This window comes from Streptomyces sp. NPDC002499 (assembly GCF_053595415.1).
In genome coordinates this window covers 363,141-379,552 of the sequence record NZ_JBSFXO010000006.1, presented here as the reverse complement: position 1 = coordinate 379,552, position 16,412 = coordinate 363,141, and the positions used below count along the sequence as shown (strand labels likewise).

The window sequence follows — 16,412 nt, the reverse complement described above, 5'->3', positions numbered from 1 at the left end:
GAACCCCCGATACCTGAATCCCTGTGACTCGCCCTCGTGACACGAGCCCGTGTCCCGCGCCTCCGTGACCCGAGAACCGCGCCTCGTGTCCTCCTCGGCCGGTGGCCGTCGGCCCGGCTGCCGAACCCCCTTCGGCGACCGGGCCCCCGGTTCAGCTCTGGTGGGACTGGTAGTGCGCGACCGCGTCCGAGGTGCGGCCGGCGCCGTAGACCCGGAGGAACTCTGCCAGTTCCGGGTGGGTCGGGGCGAGGGTGTCGGCGGCATCGATGATGTCGCCGGCGGCGGCCACCGAGCGGAGCAGCGACTGGATCTCGCGGACCACCCGCTTGACCGTCGGCGCACCTGAACTGCTCGTCGTGGTCGTGGTGTTGCTGAGCACCGAGCCCCCCTGGGACTTCTTGATCTCCTCCATGCGTTCGGTGGCCTCGGCGGCGCTGACGCTGCCGTCCGCGACCTGCCCCGCCAGGTCCTGCAGCAGCTGAACCCGCTGTACGACGGCCGGGTTGCCGATCTTCGCCCGCTGACCGCTCATCAGCTGGGACAGCATCGGCGCGGACAGGCCCAGTACCCCCGCGAGCCTGGCCTGGTTGAGGCCGAGATCTTCTATGAGCTTACGGAAGAGCGCCCCCAGCGGCTCCCCGTACCAGTTCCGCTGCAGTTCCCGCGCTCTTGCGGTCGCTTCCTGCTGTGCGGCGTCCATTGCGTCTCCCCATCGCTTCCCCAAGTACGGTGGTTCGCTGTCGCGAACCACGCCGAGCATCTTACGGAGAGTGGTCGCCAGCGGGGACCCCCAATCTTTTTGCGAGATACGGGGGGTGACCCGGTACTCTGGTCTGCGGCGCCGACCGGTGTGGGTTTCCTCCGGCGGGCGCTACTTTTCCGGGGCCTTAGCTCAGTTGGTAGAGCGCTGTCTTTGCATGGCAGATGTCAGGGGTTCGACTCCCCTAGGCTCCACAGCGAGAACCCCCGTCCGGCCTGCGGAAACGCGATCGGGCGGGGGTTTTCTCATGCGCTCTGGTGTGTTCCCGTGCGCCGTGGCCCTCAGGCGGTACCGGCGTGGACCCCGGCTTCCTCGGTGACCTCGGCGATCTCGGTGGCGCCCTCCGGGCGGAGCCGGGCGATGGTGGCCGGGTGGGCGATGGACGGCAGGATGTGGCGCCACATCCCGGCGACCCGGACGCGCAGGTCGGCCCGTCGGCTGAGGGCCTCGGAGACCAACTGGACGCCGGTGAAGGCGGCCACGACGAACTCGGCGGTCTCCCGGGGCTCGACCTGCGCCAGCACCTCACCCTGCTCCTGCCCCTCGGCCAGCAGCCGGGTGGTGAGGTCGAACCAGTCGCCCCACGGATGCGTGCCGCCGACGTGCATGCCCTCGATGGACAGTCGCGTGCCGGCCCGGGCGAGGGCGTCGTGGCACAGCACGTGGGCGAACTGGTGGGTGATGTCGATGACCGACTGCAGGGGCGAGAGCTGTGGCTCCACGTTCACCAGCGAGGTCTGCTCGTCCATGACCGCCTGGGCGAGCGACTCCTTGGAGGGGAAGTGGAAGTACATCGCGCCCTTGGTGACATGTGCCCGGCGCAGGATCTCCGACGTGGCCGCCCGCTCGTAGCCGAACTCGGCGAACACGCTCGCCGCGGCCTCCACGATCGAGCGCCGGGTCTGCACCGCGCGGGCCTGCTTGGCCATGTCGTCCCCTTCGAGGCGTGCGTTGCGTCGTTCCGTGCCGGCGGCGCCTCGTCGAACCGCCGTCTAACAGGGTGTGACGAGCACTCTACCCGACCATACGGTCTGTTTCGTCACGTTCTGGGTGGGGGTCGTACCCGGGATGAGGGGTTCCGTGAGGCCCTGTTCCCGTGTACGCGTCACGTATGGAGGGGGAAGGGATCTCGGGTCGGCTGCATAAAGAAACCGCCCGGACCGTTTCTTTGTCCGGCCTGTCGTGAGGACGACGAAGGGCCCCCGGCTACCGCGCCGGGGGCCCCAGGTCAGGGTCGATCGAACGTCTACCGGCCCTCGTCACGCTGGGCGGCCTCTTCCTCGGCCTCCTTGACCTGTACCTCGGGGTCGAGGCCCGCCTCGCCGAGGCTGCCGTCCACCGACGTCAGCCGGCCGGTCTCGGGGACCTCGGTCGCCGCGGGCGGCTCGACCAGCCAGTCCGGGTTGGCCTGCTTGTCCCACCACTTCCAGGCGGCGAAGGCGCCACCCGCCAGCACGCCGACCACCAGCAGCGCCTTCGCGGCCCGACCGGCCCGCGCCCGGCGCTGGTGCTTGCGGGCCAGCTTCTGGATCTCCTTCGGCGAGACCTGTCCGCGCAGCGCGGCCAGCGCGGCCGCCCCCCGCGCGGTGGCCTCCTCGCGGACGGGCCCGGCGGCGGCGACCGCCTGCTCGATCCTCGGCCGCGAGTACTCGGCGGCCTGTCGAGCAGCCTGCCGGGTACGGATCGCGGCGTCGTGGGCGGCCTGGTCGACCTTCGGCGGCACATGCGTACGCGCCTGTTCCAGCCGCGGCGCGAGATGGGCGTCGTATTGGACACGGGCCTGGTCGGCGGCGAGCGAGACTCGCGGCGCGAGCCGGACGCGGGCCTCCTGTGCGTAGTGGGCGGCCTTGTCCTTGGCCGTGTCGGCGTAGGGCGCCACCACTTCCGCGGCGTGCAGCACGCTGTCCTTCGCCGAACCGGTCGCGGCGCGCACGCTGTCGATGCGGGTCACTGGTTCCTCCTCCTCGGTGGCGTACGTAATTCGACTTTCCACCCTTTTACGGATCATGCCTGCCGGCACACCCCGGGGCATGTCGGCCAAGTCCAATAGAGGATGAATGCGGTGCAACGGGAGCTTGTCGTCGACAATGCCACGGATCGACGGCGAGTGCCCCCGCCCTGGAGGCACTCGGCCGATTTCCGCGAGCAGGGCACGGGGCGTGGGAGGATCGGGGCGGCACAAGGAAGACAACGGAAGGCAGATCGTGGCCGAGCAGCTCTACGCCACCCTGAAGACCAACCACGGCGACATCGAAGTCCGGCTCCTGCCGAACCATGCCCCCAAGACGGTCCGGAACTTCGTCGAGCTCGCCCAGGGCCAGCGTGAGTGGACCAACCCCGAGACCGGCGAGAAGTCCTCGGACAAGCTCTACGACGGCACGATCTTCCACCGAGTGATCAGCGGCTTCATGATCCAGGGCGGCGACCCGCTGGGCAACGGCACCGGTGGGCCCGGCTACCAGTTCGAGGACGAGTTCCACCCCGACCTCTCCTTCAACAAGCCGTACGTGCTGGCCATGGCCAACGCGGGCCCGGCGACCAACGGCTCCCAGTTCTTCATCACCCTCGCCCCCACGACCTGGTTGAACCGCAAGCACAGCATCTTCGGCGAGGTCACCGACCCGGCCAGCCAGAAGGTCGTCGACACCGTCGCCGCCCTCCAGACCAACCCGCGCACCGACCGCCCGCTCGACGACGTCGTCATCGAGACGGTCGTCGTGGAGACCCGCGAGAGCTGAACCCGACTCGCGAGAGCGAGCCGCACAGACCGGGAACCCCGCAGGGCAGGAACCAAACGCCCCGCCCATCCGTAAAGATTGGGCGGGGCGGTGCATTTCGTGCCCGCCCTCGCGCGCGACCACCTATGCGACGACCTGGGGGATGTCATGGACGACCGAGCCGCCGACAGCTCGCAGGACGCCCAGCGTCTGCCCGGCTGCTACCGCCACCCGGACCGCGAGACCGGCGTCCGCTGCACCCGCTGCGACAAGCCGATCTGCCCCGAGTGCATGGTCGACGCGTCCGTCGGCTTCCAGTGCCCCGAGTGCGCCCGCGGCGACTCCGGTACCGGCCACGCCCCCGCCGCGAGCCGCCCCCGCACCCTCGCCGGCGGCACGGTCGCCGCGGACCCGCGACTGGTCACCAAGATCCTGGTCGGCGTGAACCTCGCGGTCTTCCTGGTCCAGCTCTCCGTCGGCGACCGCTTCGACACCCGCTTCGAGCTGCTCGGCCAGGCCTACGTCCCGGTCCTCGGCTCGGTCGAGGGGATCGCCGAGGGCCAGTGGTACCGGATGCTGACCGCGATGTTCCTGCACGGCAGCTATATCCACATCCTCTTCAACATGCTGAGCCTGTGGTGGATCGGTGGGCCCCTGGAGGCGGCACTCGGCCGCGCCCGCTATATCGCCCTCTACTTCGTCTCCGGGCTGGCGGGCAGCGCGCTCACCTATCTGATCGCCGCCCCCAACCAGCCCTCGCTCGGCGCCTCGGGCGCGATCTTCGGCCTGTTCGGCGCCACGGCCATCCTGATGCGCCGGCTCAACTACGACATGCGGCCGGTCATCGCCCTGCTGGTGATCAACCTCATCTTCACCTTCGGCTGGAGCAACATCGCCTGGCAGGCCCACATCGGCGGCCTCGTGGCCGGCGTGATCACCGGTTACGCGATGGTCCACGCACCGCGCGAACGGCGGAACCTGGTGCAGTACGGGACGTGCGCGGTGGTCCTCGTCGTCGTGGTCGCGATGACCCTGATCAGGACCGCACAGCTCACCTGATACCGAACCGTTGTCCACAGCGTGTGGCGGATCTAGTGCACACGGTGGGGGAACGTCGTCGCCCCCTGTCACCGACCGGCATTTATGCAGGTCAGGCAGGGGGCGAACGAGTTTTCGGTTGCCGGTAGGTCTGTCACACCAGCGTCAACACCCGATGGGTTATCCACAGATCGTCTTTCTTTTCCCCATGTGGACAACGGCTGTGGATAACTCAGCGGATAGCCGTGGGCAGAGCTGCGTTCACCGTGCGGTGGCCGCTACTTCCACTGCGTGGAGACACCGAATCCGGCGGCGATGAAGCCGAAGCCCACCACGATGTTCCAGTTGTCCAGACTGTCGATGGGCATCGACCCGTCGGACACGTAGAAGACGACGATCCAGGCCAGCCCGATGAGGAACATGGCCAGCATCACGGGTGCCACCCATGCACGGCTGTTCAGTTTGATGGCGGTCGCCTGCTTCGCCGGTGGCGGCGTGTAGTCGGCCTTCTTGCGGATACGTGACTTCGGCACGAGGGTCTCTCCTGTCGATGCGCTGCGTGGCCGCGCAGGTAACTGGATCGGGCTCCGGGGCAGCGTACAAGGGGACTCTTAGTGCTCCCCCGGGCGTCCGTTAGCGTAGTGCTTCCGCGGCGCCGAAGGAGATAAGGGTACGTTGACCAATTCTGCCGACTCCCCCGGTACGGGTACAACGGGTTCCGCGCCCGAACCCGCGCGTCGTCGGCTGCGGCCGATGCGGGTGCTCACGGTGGCCGTCTTCGCCCTCGCGGGGCTCATCTTCTTCACCAGCTTCGACACCGCCAAGGGCACCAACATCCGCACGGACGCGTCCCTGCTGAAGCTCTCCGACCTCATCCAGGAGCGCAGCCACAAGAACAAGGGCCTGGACGAGTCCAACGGTTCGCTGCGCGACGACGTCGAGTCGCTCGCCGAGGGCGACGACGGCAGCACCAAGGCGGAGGACGACAAGCTCGCCGGCCTGGAGAAGAGCGCGGGCACGCAGAAGGTGACCGGCAAGGCGATGACCGTCACGCTGAACGACGCCCCGCCGGACGCCACCGCCAAGCTCCCCGGCTATCCCGAGCCGCAGCCCGACTACCTGGTCATCCACCAGCAGGACCTCCAGGCCGTGGTGAACGCGCTGTGGCAGGGCGGCGCCCAGGGCATCAAGGTCATGGACCAGCGGCTGATCTCCACCAGCGCCGTGCGCTGCGTGGGCAACACCCTGATCCTCCAGGGCCGGGTCTACTCACCGCCGTACAAGATCACCGCGGTCGGTGACCCGGACAAGCTGAACCAGGCGCTGTCCGATTCGAAGGCGATCCAGAACTACATGGTCTACGTGAATGTCTACGGCCTCGGCTGGAAAGTCACCCAGGACGGGACGGTGACTCTGCCCGGCTACTCGGGCACAGTGGATCTGCACTACGCCGAGCCCGTGGGGTGAACTGAGCCGTTCAGGAGCTGCCGGTGCGCGTTGTCGTCAGGACCGTCAGCGAACTGTGCATCACGGTCGGCGCGCTGATCGTCCTCTTCGTCGTCTACGTACTGTTCTGGACCGGGGTCCGGGCGGACGGCGCGATGAACCACCAGATCGACGTCCTCCAGGGGCAGTGGGCGAAGCAGACGACGGAGCCCCGGACCACGGCCGCTCCCACGGCTTCCGCGCCCGCGAGCCCGAAGGCGCCGGCGGCCTACCACCCCGGCAAGCCTTTCGCGATCATGTACATCCCGCGGCTTGGTTTCACGTGGAACAAGCCCGTGCTCGAAGACACCGCGGTGAGCACCCTCAAGAAGGGCCTCGGTCACTACCGCGGCACCGCCCAGCTCGGGCAGGAGGGCAATTTCGCCGTCGCCGGGCATCGGCGGACATACGGGGATCCCTTCAAGGACTTCCCCAAGCTGCGCAAGGGCGACGCGGTGGTCCTGACGGACGGGACGACCTGGTTCACCTATCGGATAGACAAAGGCCCCTACAAAACCGTCCCCACGGACGTTGAGGTGATCGACCCTGTCCCACGTAAGTCGGGGTATACGCGTGAAGGCCGGTATCTCACGTTGACCACGTGCGATCCCGAGTGGGGACACAGTCACCGGCTGATCGTGTGGGCGCACCTGGACTCCACGCAGCCGGTGGAGGCCGGGAGACCACAGGCTCTACGCCGTTAGTCTGGTGCGGTACGGCGTGAGTCTGGTGCCGTGGTGGAACGGAAGGGACGGCATGTACGGCTGGATCTGGCGGCATCTGCCGGGCAACGCATGGGTGAAGGCGCTCATCTCGCTCGTGCTGGCGATGGTCGTGGTCTACGTCCTGTTCCAGTACGTCTTTCCGTGGGCCGAACCGCTGCTTCCCTTCAACGATGTGACGGTGGACAACCAGTGACAGCGCGGATTCTCGTCGTCGACAACTACGACAGCTTCGTCTTCAACCTGGTCCAGTACCTGTACCAGCTGGGCGCCGAGTGCGAGGTGCTGCGCAACGACGAGGTGTCGACCGCGCACGCCCAGGACGGCTTCCACGGCGTGCTCCTGTCCCCGGGCCCCGGTACGCCCGAGGAGGCCGGGGTCTGCGTCGAGATGGTCCGCCACTGCGCCTCGACCGGGGTCCCTGTCTTCGGCGTCTGCCTGGGCATGCAGTCGATGCAGGTGGCGTACGGCGGGGTCGTGGACCGCGCGCCGGAGCTGCTGCACGGCAAGACCTCCCTGGTCGAGCACGGCGGCAAGGGCGTCTTCGCGGGCCTGCCGACGCCGTTCACGGCGACCCGGTACCACTCGCTCGCGGCCGAGCCGGCGACCGTGCCGGCCGAGCTGGAGGTCACGGCGCGCACCCACGACGGCATCGTCATGGGGCTGCGGCACCGTGAACTCCCGGTCGAGGGCGTGCAGTTCCACCCCGAGTCGGTGCTCACCGAGCACGGCCACCTGATGCTGGCCAACTGGCTGGTGGAGTGCGGCGACCAGGGCGCGGTGGCCAGGTCGGCCGGGCTCGCCCCGGTGGTGGGCAGGGCCTCGGCGTGACCGCGCTGCGCCCCGAGCGCGAGTCAGGCGCCTCGTACGGACAGGAGTCGTACGAGGCGTCATCGGCGTTGGGGGACTGGACCGTGGGTCGGCAGGCGCCCGAGCAGGCGTACCAGCCGCCGATCGACGAGGAGACGGTGGCGCTGCGGATACCCGAGCCGCCGCCGGGCGGGTTCATATCGCCGTCTGCCGCCTCAGCGACCACATCTGCCACAGGAACCACCCCGGGTGGCCGGGCGGCCCGCAGAAAGGCCGCGAAGGGCCGTCGTGGGGGTCACGGGGGTCATGGCGGCCACGCAGGGCACGGCGGACACGGTCGGCACGGGGGTGCGACCTCGGCGTCGGAGGCCGCGGGGATCGCGGGGGCCGCCGAGGGGGGTTCGGGGGCGCCGCTGTCCCGGATGGAGGCCCGTCGGCAGGCCAAGGCCCGTAAGCCGGGTGCGGCGGTGATGGCCAGCCGGGCGATCGGCGAGGTGTTCATCACCACCGGTGTGCTGATGCTGCTGTTCGTCAGCTACCAGCTGTGGTGGACGAACGTCCGGGCGCACGCGCAGGCGGACAAGGAGACGAGCAGCCTCCAGAACGACTGGGCCAGCGGCAAGCGGGCGCCGGGCAGTTTCGAGCCGGGGCAGGGCTTCGCGATCCTCCACATCCCCAAGCTCGACGTGGTGGTGCCGATCGCCGAGGGCGTCAGCAACAAGAAGGTGCTCGACAAGGGCATGGTCGGTCACTACAGCGAGAGCCCGCTGAAGACGGCGATGCCGTCGGCGAAGACCGGCAACTTCTCGCTCGCGGGGCACCGCAACACGCACGGCGAGCCGTTCCGGTACATCAACCGGCTGAAGGCGGGCGACGAGGTCGTCGTCGAGACGCAGGACGACTACTACGTCTACAAGGTCGCGTCGATGCTGCCGTCGACGGCGCCGAGCAACACGACTGTCATCGACCCCGTCCCGAAGGGATCGGGTTTCACGGCGCCGGGCCGCTACATCACACTCACCACCTGCACGCCGGAGTTCACCAGCAAGTACCGGTTGATCGTCTGGGGCAAGATGGTCGAGGAACGGCCGCGCAGCAAGGGGAAGCCGGATGCGCTCGTCGAGTAGGGGCGGATGAACGTGGCAGCGACCACCGACGGCACACAGCACGAAGAGCACACGGATGCGCCCGCGCCGCCCGAGGTCCGTCGCGGGCCCGGGCCCGTCGCGCAGGCGGTCAGCGTTCTCGGCGAACTCCTCATCACCGGCGGGCTGGTGCTCGGCCTGTTCGTCGTCTACTCGCTGTGGTGGACCAACGTCGTCGCCGACCGCAAGGCCGACAAAGAAGCCGACAAGGTCCGTGACAACTGGTCCCAGGAGGCGACCGGGCCCGGTGCCCTGAACACCAAGAACGGCATCGGCTTCCTGCACGTCCCCGCCATGAAGAACGGCGAGGTCCTGGTCGAGAAGGGCACCTCGACGAAGATCCTCAACAACGGCGTGGCCGGCTACTACACGGACCCCGCCAAGGCCACGCTTCCCACGTCGAACAAAAAGGGCAACTTCACCCTCGCCGCCCACCGCGACGGCCACGGCGCGAAGTTCCACAACATCGACAAGCTGAGCAAGGGCGACCCGATCGTCTTCGAGACGAAGGACAAGTGGTACGTCTACAAGGTCTACGCCACCCTCCCGGAGACCTCGAAGTACAACGTCCAGGTCCTCACCCAGATCCCGAAGGAATCCGGCAAGAAGAAGGCCGGCCACTACATCACGCTGACGACGTGCACGCCGGTCTACACGTCGCGGTACCGGTACGTGGTCTGGGGCGAGTTGGTCCGGGTGGAGAAGGTGGACAACAAGCGCACTCCACCGAAGGAACTGCGCTGACCCGAGTCACTTGTGACGATGCTCCAACCGCCGCAGCCGGGCATGGTGCTGCTGAAGGAGCTTCTCGATCCGCTGAAGGCGAGAGCTTTGGAGCGCGACTGGATCCCACTGGCCCTCTTTGAGAGGGCCAGTGGCGCACCGGCCAGTACCGGGTAGCCGTTGGCAGCCAGCTCCTCACGGTGACCCTTCACAGCGGTCTCGGGCAACAGAGAGGCCCCCGCCGGATTCCCCGGCAGGGGCCCACTGTTCTTCGCTGGTGGTGCCAACCGCTAGCCGCTTGTGCCGCCGAAGAAGTTGGTGCCGCCGTCGTTTCCGCCGTTGTTGCCGTTTCCGCCTGCGGTGGTCAGGTTGACCGTGGTGCCCTTGTCGACGGTGTTGCCCTGGCCCGGGTCCGAACGGATGACGATCGCGTTGTCGTCGTTGGAGCCGTCGATGTTGCCGACCTGAAGGCCGGCGTTCTGCAGGGCCTGCTTGACGTCGCCGAGGCGCTGGCCCAGGACCTGCGGGATCTGGACCTGTTCCTGCTGCTTGGCCTTGCCGACCTTGATGTTGACCGTCGAGTTCTTGTCGACCTGGGTGCCCACCTGCGGATCGGTCGAGATGACCTTGCCGACCTGGTTGTTGTCGTCGGTCTCCTCGTCGACGCAGGTGCCGACCAGGTTGTTGGCCGTCATCTGGGCCTTGGCCGCGTCACAGCTCTGGCCGACCACGTCAGGCACCGTGGACTTCGCCTCGGCCTTCGCGATCGTCAGTGTGATCGTGGAGCCCTTCTCGACTTCCTTGCCGAGCCTCGGGTCCTGGTTCAGGACCGTGTTCGGGTCCTCCGTGGACACCTGGGTCTTGGTCTTGATGACGAACTTGTAGTCGTCGCCCTCAAGGATCTCCGTCGCCTCGTCGAGGCTCTTGCCGAGAACGCTGGGGACGGCGACCTTCGGGGCGCCGGTCGAGACCACGAGGCTGACCGCGGTGCCCTTCTTGATGTTGGTGCCGCTCGCCGGGCTCGAGGAGCAGACCGTGCCCTTGGCCTGGTCCGCGCAGGGCTTCTTGGTGACGTCCCCGAGCTTCAGCTCACTGTTGGTCAGCTGTTTCTCGGCGTCCGGCTGGGACAGGCTGACGAGGTTCGGTACGGCCACCTCGTCGTTGCCGACGTTGTTCCCGCCGAACGCCCACTTGCCGATCAGGATCGCGCCCACCAGCACCAGAACACCCGCCACGACCAGCAGGATCGTCGAGGTGTTCGACTTCTTCTGGCGGCGCCGGTCCGGCCGGTCGTCGTAGCCGTAGCCACCGTCGTCCGGGTTCATCGGCGGCAGCATCGACGTCGCGCCGGCGTCCTGCGCACGCAGCGCCGTGGTCGCCTGGTCGTCGCCGTAACCGCCGTAGCCCACCGAACCCATCGCCGCCGTGGCCGCGACCGGCTGGCCGTCGAGGCAGGCCTCGATGTCCATGCGCATCTCGTCGGCCGACTGGTAGCGGTAGTTCGGGTCCTTGACCAGCGCCTTGAGGACGATCGCGTCCATCTCGGGCGTGATCTCGGGGTCGAAGACCGACGGCGGCTGCGGCTCCTCGCGCACGTGCTGGTACGCGACCGCGACCGGGGAGTCGCCCACGAACGGCGGGCGGACCGTGAGGAGTTCGTAGAGCAGACAGCCCGTGGAGTAGAGGTCCGAGCGGGCGTCGACCTGCTCGCCCTTGGCCTGCTCCGGCGAGAGGTACTGAGCCGTACCTATCACCGCGGAGGTCTGGGTCATCGTCATGCCGGAGTCGCCCATCGCGCGGGCGATGCCGAAGTCCATGACCTTGACCTGGCCGTTGCGGGTGAGCATGACGTTGGCGGGCTTGATGTCGCGGTGGACGATGCCGGCGCGGTGGGAGTACTCCAGGGCCTGGAGGATCCCGATGGTCATCTCCAGGGTGCGCTCGGGCAGCAGCCTGCGGCCCGAGTGCAGCAGTTCGCGCAGCGTGGACCCGTCGACGTACTCCATCACGATGTACGGGATCGAGACCCCGTCGATGTAGTCCTCGCCCGTGTCGTAGACCGCGACGATCGCGGGATGGTTGAGCGAGGCGGCCGACTGGGCCTCCCGGCGGAAGCGGGCCTGGAAGGACGGGTCGCGCGCGAGGTCGGCGCGTAGCGTCTTCACCGCCACGGTGCGGCCGAGGCGGGTGTCATGGGCGAGGTAGACCTCTGCCATGCCACCGCGACCGAGCACCTGGCCCAGCTCGTACCGGCCGCCTAGGCGACGCGGCTCTTCCATAGTTCCCTACCAGCCCTCTCCGTCGGTCCCGACCGGCACGGCTGTGCGGTCGGAGGCTGCCGTCCGGGCCTACCGTACCCGGCTGGCTTTGTGTGATCTGGCCAAGCCCGTCACCCGATACAGGACCGGTATCGCAACGTGCACCGATGTGAAGGGGAGGTGAGCGGCGTCACTTCTTGGAGTTGATGACCGCCTCCATCACACTCTTCGCGATCGGCGCCGCGAGGCCACCGCCGGAGATGTCGTCACGGACGGCGTTGTCGTCCTCGATCACGACCGCGACGGCGACCGGCGTGCTGCCGTCGCCGAGCTTGGCGTAGGAGATGAACCACGCGTAGGGGTTCTCGCTGTTCTCCACACCGTGCTGCGCGGTACCGGTCTTGCCGCCGACCGTCACGCCGTCGCCGATCTGCGCGTTCTTGCCGGTGCCGTCCTTGACGACCGTCTCCATCATCGACTGCAGGATCTGCGCGTTCTCCGACGACAGGGGCTGGCTCAGCTCCTCGGGGTCGGTCTGCGCGATCGTGTCGACGTTGGAGGACTGGAGCTTGTCGACCATGTACGGCTTCATCAGCTTGCCGTCGTTGGCGACCGCGGAGGCGACCATGGCCATCTGCAGCGGGGTCGCGGCGGTGTTGAACTGGCCGATCGAGGAGAGCGCGGTCTGCGAGGAGTTCATGTCGTCGGAGAAGACCGAGGCACTGGAGCGGACCGGCGTGAACTGCTCCTGGTCGAAGCCGAACTTCTTCGCCTCCGCCAGCATCTTGTCGTTGCCGAGGTCGGAGCCGATCTTGCCGAAGACGGTGTTGCAGGAGTACTGCAGCGCGACCCGCATCGTCGCGTTCTTGCAGGGGATGTTCCCCTCGTTCTTCAGCTCGGTCGTGGTGCCCTTCATGATGTAGGGCAGCGGCGAGTCGGTCTTCTCCTCGGCCGTCTTGTACAGGCCGTTCTCCAGCGCGGCCGCGGCGGTGACCACCTTGAAGGTGGAGCCCGGCGGGTAGGTCTCGCGCAGCGCCCGGTTGAGCATCGGGTCGTCGGGGTTGTTCTTCTTCTGGAGCTTGGTCCAGTTCTTGGAGTCCACGTCCGTGGAGTTCCCGGCGAACGACGACGGGTCGTACGAGGGGTACGAGGCCAGCGCCAGGATCTTGCCGGTGGCCGGGTCGAGCGCGGCGACCGCGCCCTTGCCGCCCTGCTTCTTCAGACCGTCGTAGGCGGCCTTCTGGGCGGCGCCGTTAAGCGTGGTGACGACGTTGCCGCCCTGCTTCTCCTTGCCCGTGATCATGTCCAGGGTGTTGCGGAAGAAGAGCCGGTCGTCGTCGCCGGTGAGGATGCCGTCCTCGATGGACTCCAGCTGGTTGGCGCCGAAGGCCTGGGAGGCGTACCCCGTGACCGGCGCCCACATGGCGCCGTTCTTGTAAGTGCGCTTGTACTCAAGGTCGTTGAGCCCCGACTTGCTCGTCTTCGTGGAGCCGGTGATCGGCTCGCCGTCGACGACGATGTCGCCGCGCGGGGTGGAGTAGCGCGCGATGGTGACACGGCGGTTCTTCGGGTCGTCCTTGAGGCTGTCCGCCTGGACGTACTGGAGCCAGTTGTCGCGGACGAGCAGCGCGAGGACCAGAAGGCCGCAGAAGATCGCGATCCGGCGCAGGGGCTTGTTCATGACGGGCGGACCACCTGGGTCATCTCGGCGTCGGGGTTGCCGGCGGGGGCGGGCGCCGGGCGGCGGGCGGTGTCGCTGATGCGGATGAGGATGCCGATCAGCGCCCAGTTGGCGATGACGGAGGAACCGCCGTAGGCCAGGAACGGCATCGTCATACCGGTCAGCGGGATCAGGCCCATGACGCCGCCGGCGACGACGAAGACCTGGAGCGCGAAGGCACCGGACAGACCGACGGCGAGCAGCTTGCCGAACGGGTCGCGGGCGGCCAGCGCGGTGCGCACACCGCGCTCCACGATCAGGCCGTAGATCAGCAGGATCGCCATGATGCCCGCCAGGCCCAGCTCCTCGCCGAAGGTGGCGAGGATGAAGTCGGAGTTGGCGGCGAAGCGGATCAGCTCGGAGTGGCCCTGGCCCCAGCCGGTGCCGAGGGTGCCGCCGGAGCCGAAGGCCCACAGCGCCTGCATGGCCTGCTCGGAGTGGACCAGGCCGTCGCTGCTGCCGTTGCGGCTGAGCATGTACTCGCGCATCGGGTCGAGCCACGCCTGGACACGGGTCTGGACGTGCGGCTCGAAGCTGGCCACGCCGACCGCGCCGGCCGCGGACATCAGCAGACCGAAGACGATCCAGCTGGTCCGCTCGGTGGCGACGTACAGCATGATGACGAACATTCCGAAGAACAGCAGCGACGTACCGAGGTCGGTCTCGAAGACCAGGATGAGGATCGAGATCATCCAGACGACGATGATCGGGCCGAGGTCACGGCCGCGCGGCAGGTACAGGCCCATGAAGCGGCGGCTGGCCAGGGCGAGGGCGTCGCGCTTGACCATCAGGTAGCCGGCGAAGAAGATCGCCAGCACGATCTTGGCGAACTCGCCGGGCTGGATGGTGAAGCTGCCGACCTGGATCCAGATCTTGGCGCCGTAGGTGATGTTGGCGCCCAGGCCCGGGACCAGCGGGAGGAGCAGCAGGACCAGCGCGCCGACCATGGAGATGTAGGTGTAGCGCTGGAGCACGCGGTGGTCCTTGAGGAAGACCAGGACGACGGCGAACAGCGCGATGCCCAGCGCGGTGTAGATCAGCTGGTTGGTGGCCTTGCCACCGGCGACCCCGATCGACTGCAGCAGCTTGGACTGGTCGAGCCGCCAGATGGCGACGAGTCCGAGTCCGTTGAGCAGCGTGGCCAGCGGCAGCAGCAGCGGGTCCGCGTACGGGGCGAACTTCCGTACGACGAGATGCGCCACGCCGGCCAGCAGGCCGAGGCCCAGGCCGTAGCTCAGCAGGCCCGTCGGCACCTGGTCGTCGATGGCCAGGCCCACGTTGGCGTAGGCGAAGACCGGGATGACGACGGCGAACACGAGCATGGCGAGCTCGGTGTTGCGTCTGCTCGGCGCTCCGATCGCGCCGATCGTGGACGTGTGGTGCGTCGGTTGGTTGGTAGTACTGCTCATCGTGTGACGGGGCCTCTCACGGCTTGCCTACTGCTTACCGCACAGCGAGACGACCTTCTGCTCCTCCTCCGAGAGGCTGGGGCCGGGGCTGGGGGTCGGGGCGGTCGCTGATGTGGACGGGTTCGGTGAGGTCGAGGGGCTCGGCGTGGCCTTGGACGTGAGTGAGGTGTTTGTGGTTCCCGTGGTCCCACCCGCCTCGCCCGTACCGGTCTTCGAGCTGTTCTCGCTCTCGGCGGCCTCGCGCTCCGACTCCTTCTTGCAGGCGGAGGCCTGCACGGAGAGCTCGTCGACCTTCGACTGGGCGTCCTTCAGCCCGCCTTCGGCGATCGTGGCCTTGACCTGCTTCTGCTGGTAGGGCGGCAGGTACTTGAGTTCGATCTCGGGGTGGTCCTTCTGCACCTTCGAGAGCGAGACCCAGGCCAGGTCCTGGCTGATGCCCCGGTACAGCGCGACGTGTTCGCCCTTGGTGCCGACGTAGTACTGGTTCTGCGTCCAGCGGTAACCGCCGTACAGGCCACCGCCGATGACGGCGAGCGCGAGCACGCTGTAGAAGGATCTCTTGAGCCACTTGCGGCCCTTGCCGGGCTTGACGAAGTCCTCGTCGGAGTAGTCGCCGAAGCCGCCCGCGGGCACGTAGCCGGTGGTGTCGCCGGAGCCGGGCGGGCCGAACTCGCCTCCCCCGCCCTGGCCGTGACCCTGGCGGCCGAGCCCGGAGGCGCGGCCGGCCGGGGTCTGCATGATGCCGTTGTCGTGCTGCTGGTGCTGATGCTGGTTCTCGGCGACCGCGCCGACCACGACCGGGGTGTCGGAGAGCTGCCCGGCGAGGGTGTCCCCGGTGTCGAGGTCGAGGACGTCGGCGATGATCACCGTGATGTTGTCGGGGCCGCCGCCGCGCAGCGCGAGCTGGATCAGCTCCTGCACGGTCTCCTGGGGGCCCTGGTAGCTGGCGAGGGTGTCCTCCAGGGTCTGGTGGGACACCACCCCGGACAGACCGTCGGAGCAGATCAAGTAGCGGTCGCCGGCCCGGACTTCACGGATGGAGAGATCGGGCTCGACATGGTCGCCACTGCCCAGCGCGCGCATCAGCAGGGAGCGCTGCGGGTGGGTGGTGGCCTCCTCCTCGGTGATGCGGCCCTCGTCGACCAGCCGCTGCACCCAGGTGTGGTCCTGCGTGATCTGCGTCAGCACGCCGTCGCGCAGCAGGTACGCGCGCGAGTCGCCGACGTGGACGAGGCCCAGCCGCTGGCCGGTCCACAGCAGGGCGGTGAGCGTGGTGCCCATGCCCTCCAGCTGGGGGTCCTCCTCGACCATCATGCGCAGCTGGTCGTTGGCCCGCTGCACGGCCGTGCCCAGGGAGGTGAGGATGTCGGAGCCCGGTACGTCGTCGTCGAGCGCCACGATGACGGAGATGGCCTCGGAGGAGGCGACCTCACCGGCGGCGGCGCCGCCCATGCCGTCGGCGATGGCGAGCAGGCGCGGACCGGCGTATCCGGAGTCCTCGTTGCCCTCCCGGATCATGCCTTTGTGCGATCCGGCGGCGAAGCGCAGTGACAGACTCATGCGCACCTCGCCCGTCGGCTCCGGGTACATCCGCACGGTGCCCACCCTCCGGTCGGGAGCGCGCC

The 16,412-nt window shown here is 68.2% G+C and carries 15 protein-coding genes, 1 tRNA gene and 1 pseudogene; 9 read left to right on the top strand and 8 right to left on the bottom strand.

All coding sequences use genetic code 11. The annotated features are described in order from the left end of the window. Positions 1-151 precede the first annotated feature (151 nt). A complete protein-coding gene (locus ACWD5F_RS18895) occupies positions 152-700 on the bottom strand; it encodes a helix-turn-helix domain-containing protein (RefSeq protein ID WP_280876032.1) in 549 nt (182 codons plus the stop codon). Positions 701-881: 181 nt separating this feature from the next. On the opposite strand from ACWD5F_RS18895, the gene ACWD5F_RS18890 reads away from it, so the two are divergent. After that, a tRNA-Ala gene (locus ACWD5F_RS18890) sits at positions 882-954 on the top strand. Positions 955-1,068: 114 nt separating this feature from the next. On the opposite strand, the pseudogene ACWD5F_RS18885 reads toward ACWD5F_RS18890, so the two are convergent. Both ACWD5F_RS18885 and ACWD5F_RS18880 read right to left on the bottom strand, forming a co-directional pair. Beyond that, positions 1,069-1,689, bottom strand: a pseudogene (locus tag ACWD5F_RS18885) (ScbR family autoregulator-binding transcription factor); the annotation flags it as partial. 317 nt (positions 1,690-2,006) lie between these two features. Next, entirely contained in the window at positions 2,007-2,711 is a 705-nt protein-coding gene (locus tag ACWD5F_RS18880; protein WP_401720298.1) for a DUF5324 family protein, read from the bottom strand. 253 nt (positions 2,712-2,964) lie between these two features. On the opposite strand from ACWD5F_RS18880, the gene ACWD5F_RS18875 reads away from it, so the two are divergent. Next, on the top strand, positions 2,965-3,498 hold the full coding sequence (locus ACWD5F_RS18875; protein ID WP_123998948.1) for a peptidylprolyl isomerase: 534 nt from the start codon (positions 2,965-2,967) through the stop codon (positions 3,496-3,498). Between the two features lie 147 nt (positions 3,499-3,645). Continuing rightward, positions 3,646-4,536 (top strand): rhomboid family intramembrane serine protease, encoded by an 891-nt coding sequence (locus ACWD5F_RS18870; RefSeq protein ID WP_451255648.1) that lies wholly within the window; start codon positions 3,646-3,648, stop codon positions 4,534-4,536. 257 nt (positions 4,537-4,793) lie between these two features. Here ACWD5F_RS18870 and crgA read toward each other — a convergent pair whose 3' ends face one another. Further along, positions 4,794-5,048, bottom strand: coding sequence for a cell division protein CrgA (gene crgA / locus ACWD5F_RS18865; RefSeq protein WP_123998946.1), 255 nt, complete (start codon positions 5,046-5,048; stop codon positions 4,794-4,796). A 142-nt stretch (positions 5,049-5,190) separates the two neighbouring features. On the opposite strand from crgA, the gene ACWD5F_RS18860 reads away from it, so the two are divergent. Genes ACWD5F_RS18860 through ACWD5F_RS18835 form a run of 6 tightly spaced genes read left to right on the top strand, consistent with a single transcriptional unit; the run spans position 5,191 to position 9,421 of the window. Then, entirely contained in the window at positions 5,191-5,982 is a 792-nt protein-coding gene (locus ACWD5F_RS18860; RefSeq protein WP_451255646.1) for a DUF881 domain-containing protein, read from the top strand. Between the two features lie 23 nt (positions 5,983-6,005). Continuing rightward, positions 6,006-6,704: a class E sortase gene (locus ACWD5F_RS18855; RefSeq protein WP_451255644.1), complete on the top strand. Its 699-nt coding sequence runs from the start codon at positions 6,006-6,008 to the stop codon at positions 6,702-6,704. Between the two features lie 16 nt (positions 6,705-6,720). Beyond that, positions 6,721-6,918 carry a hypothetical protein gene (locus tag ACWD5F_RS18850; RefSeq protein WP_185146162.1) on the top strand — a complete coding sequence of 66 codons (198 nt, stop codon included), beginning with the start codon at positions 6,721-6,723 and terminating at the stop codon, positions 6,916-6,918. After that, entirely contained in the window at positions 6,915-7,553 is a 639-nt protein-coding gene (locus ACWD5F_RS18845; RefSeq protein WP_451255642.1) for an aminodeoxychorismate/anthranilate synthase component II, read from the top strand. The genes ACWD5F_RS18850 and ACWD5F_RS18845 overlap by 4 nt, the downstream gene beginning before the upstream one ends. Continuing rightward, the gene (locus tag ACWD5F_RS18840; RefSeq protein ID WP_451255640.1) at positions 7,550-8,659 is read left to right on the top strand and encodes a class E sortase; all 1,110 of its coding nucleotides are present in this window, start codon (positions 7,550-7,552) and stop codon (positions 8,657-8,659) included. The genes ACWD5F_RS18845 and ACWD5F_RS18840 overlap by 4 nt, the downstream gene beginning before the upstream one ends. Positions 8,660-8,665: 6 nt before the next feature. Beyond that, a complete protein-coding gene (locus ACWD5F_RS18835) occupies positions 8,666-9,421 on the top strand; it encodes a class E sortase (protein WP_401720315.1) in 756 nt (251 codons plus the stop codon). A gap of 269 nt (positions 9,422-9,690) precedes the next feature. Here the strand turns inward: ACWD5F_RS18835 and pknB are convergent, their stop codons facing one another. The 4 genes from pknB to ACWD5F_RS18815 form a co-directional block, all read right to left on the bottom strand. Continuing rightward, positions 9,691-11,679 carry a Stk1 family PASTA domain-containing Ser/Thr kinase gene (gene pknB, locus ACWD5F_RS18830; protein ID WP_451255638.1) on the bottom strand — a complete coding sequence of 663 codons (1,989 nt, stop codon included), beginning with the start codon at positions 11,677-11,679 and terminating at the stop codon, positions 9,691-9,693. A gap of 169 nt (positions 11,680-11,848) precedes the next feature. Further along, positions 11,849-13,339 (bottom strand): peptidoglycan D,D-transpeptidase FtsI family protein, encoded by a 1,491-nt coding sequence (locus ACWD5F_RS18825; protein ID WP_451255636.1) that lies wholly within the window; start codon positions 13,337-13,339, stop codon positions 11,849-11,851. Continuing rightward, entirely contained in the window at positions 13,336-14,787 is a 1,452-nt protein-coding gene (locus tag ACWD5F_RS18820; protein ID WP_451255634.1) for an FtsW/RodA/SpoVE family cell cycle protein, read from the bottom strand. The genes ACWD5F_RS18825 and ACWD5F_RS18820 overlap by 4 nt, the downstream gene beginning before the upstream one ends. Before the next feature lie 27 nt (positions 14,788-14,814). Then, positions 14,815-16,377: a Stp1/IreP family PP2C-type Ser/Thr phosphatase gene (locus tag ACWD5F_RS18815; protein WP_401720605.1), complete on the bottom strand. Its 1,563-nt coding sequence runs from the start codon at positions 16,375-16,377 to the stop codon at positions 14,815-14,817. Positions 16,378-16,412: the final 35 nt, after the last annotated feature.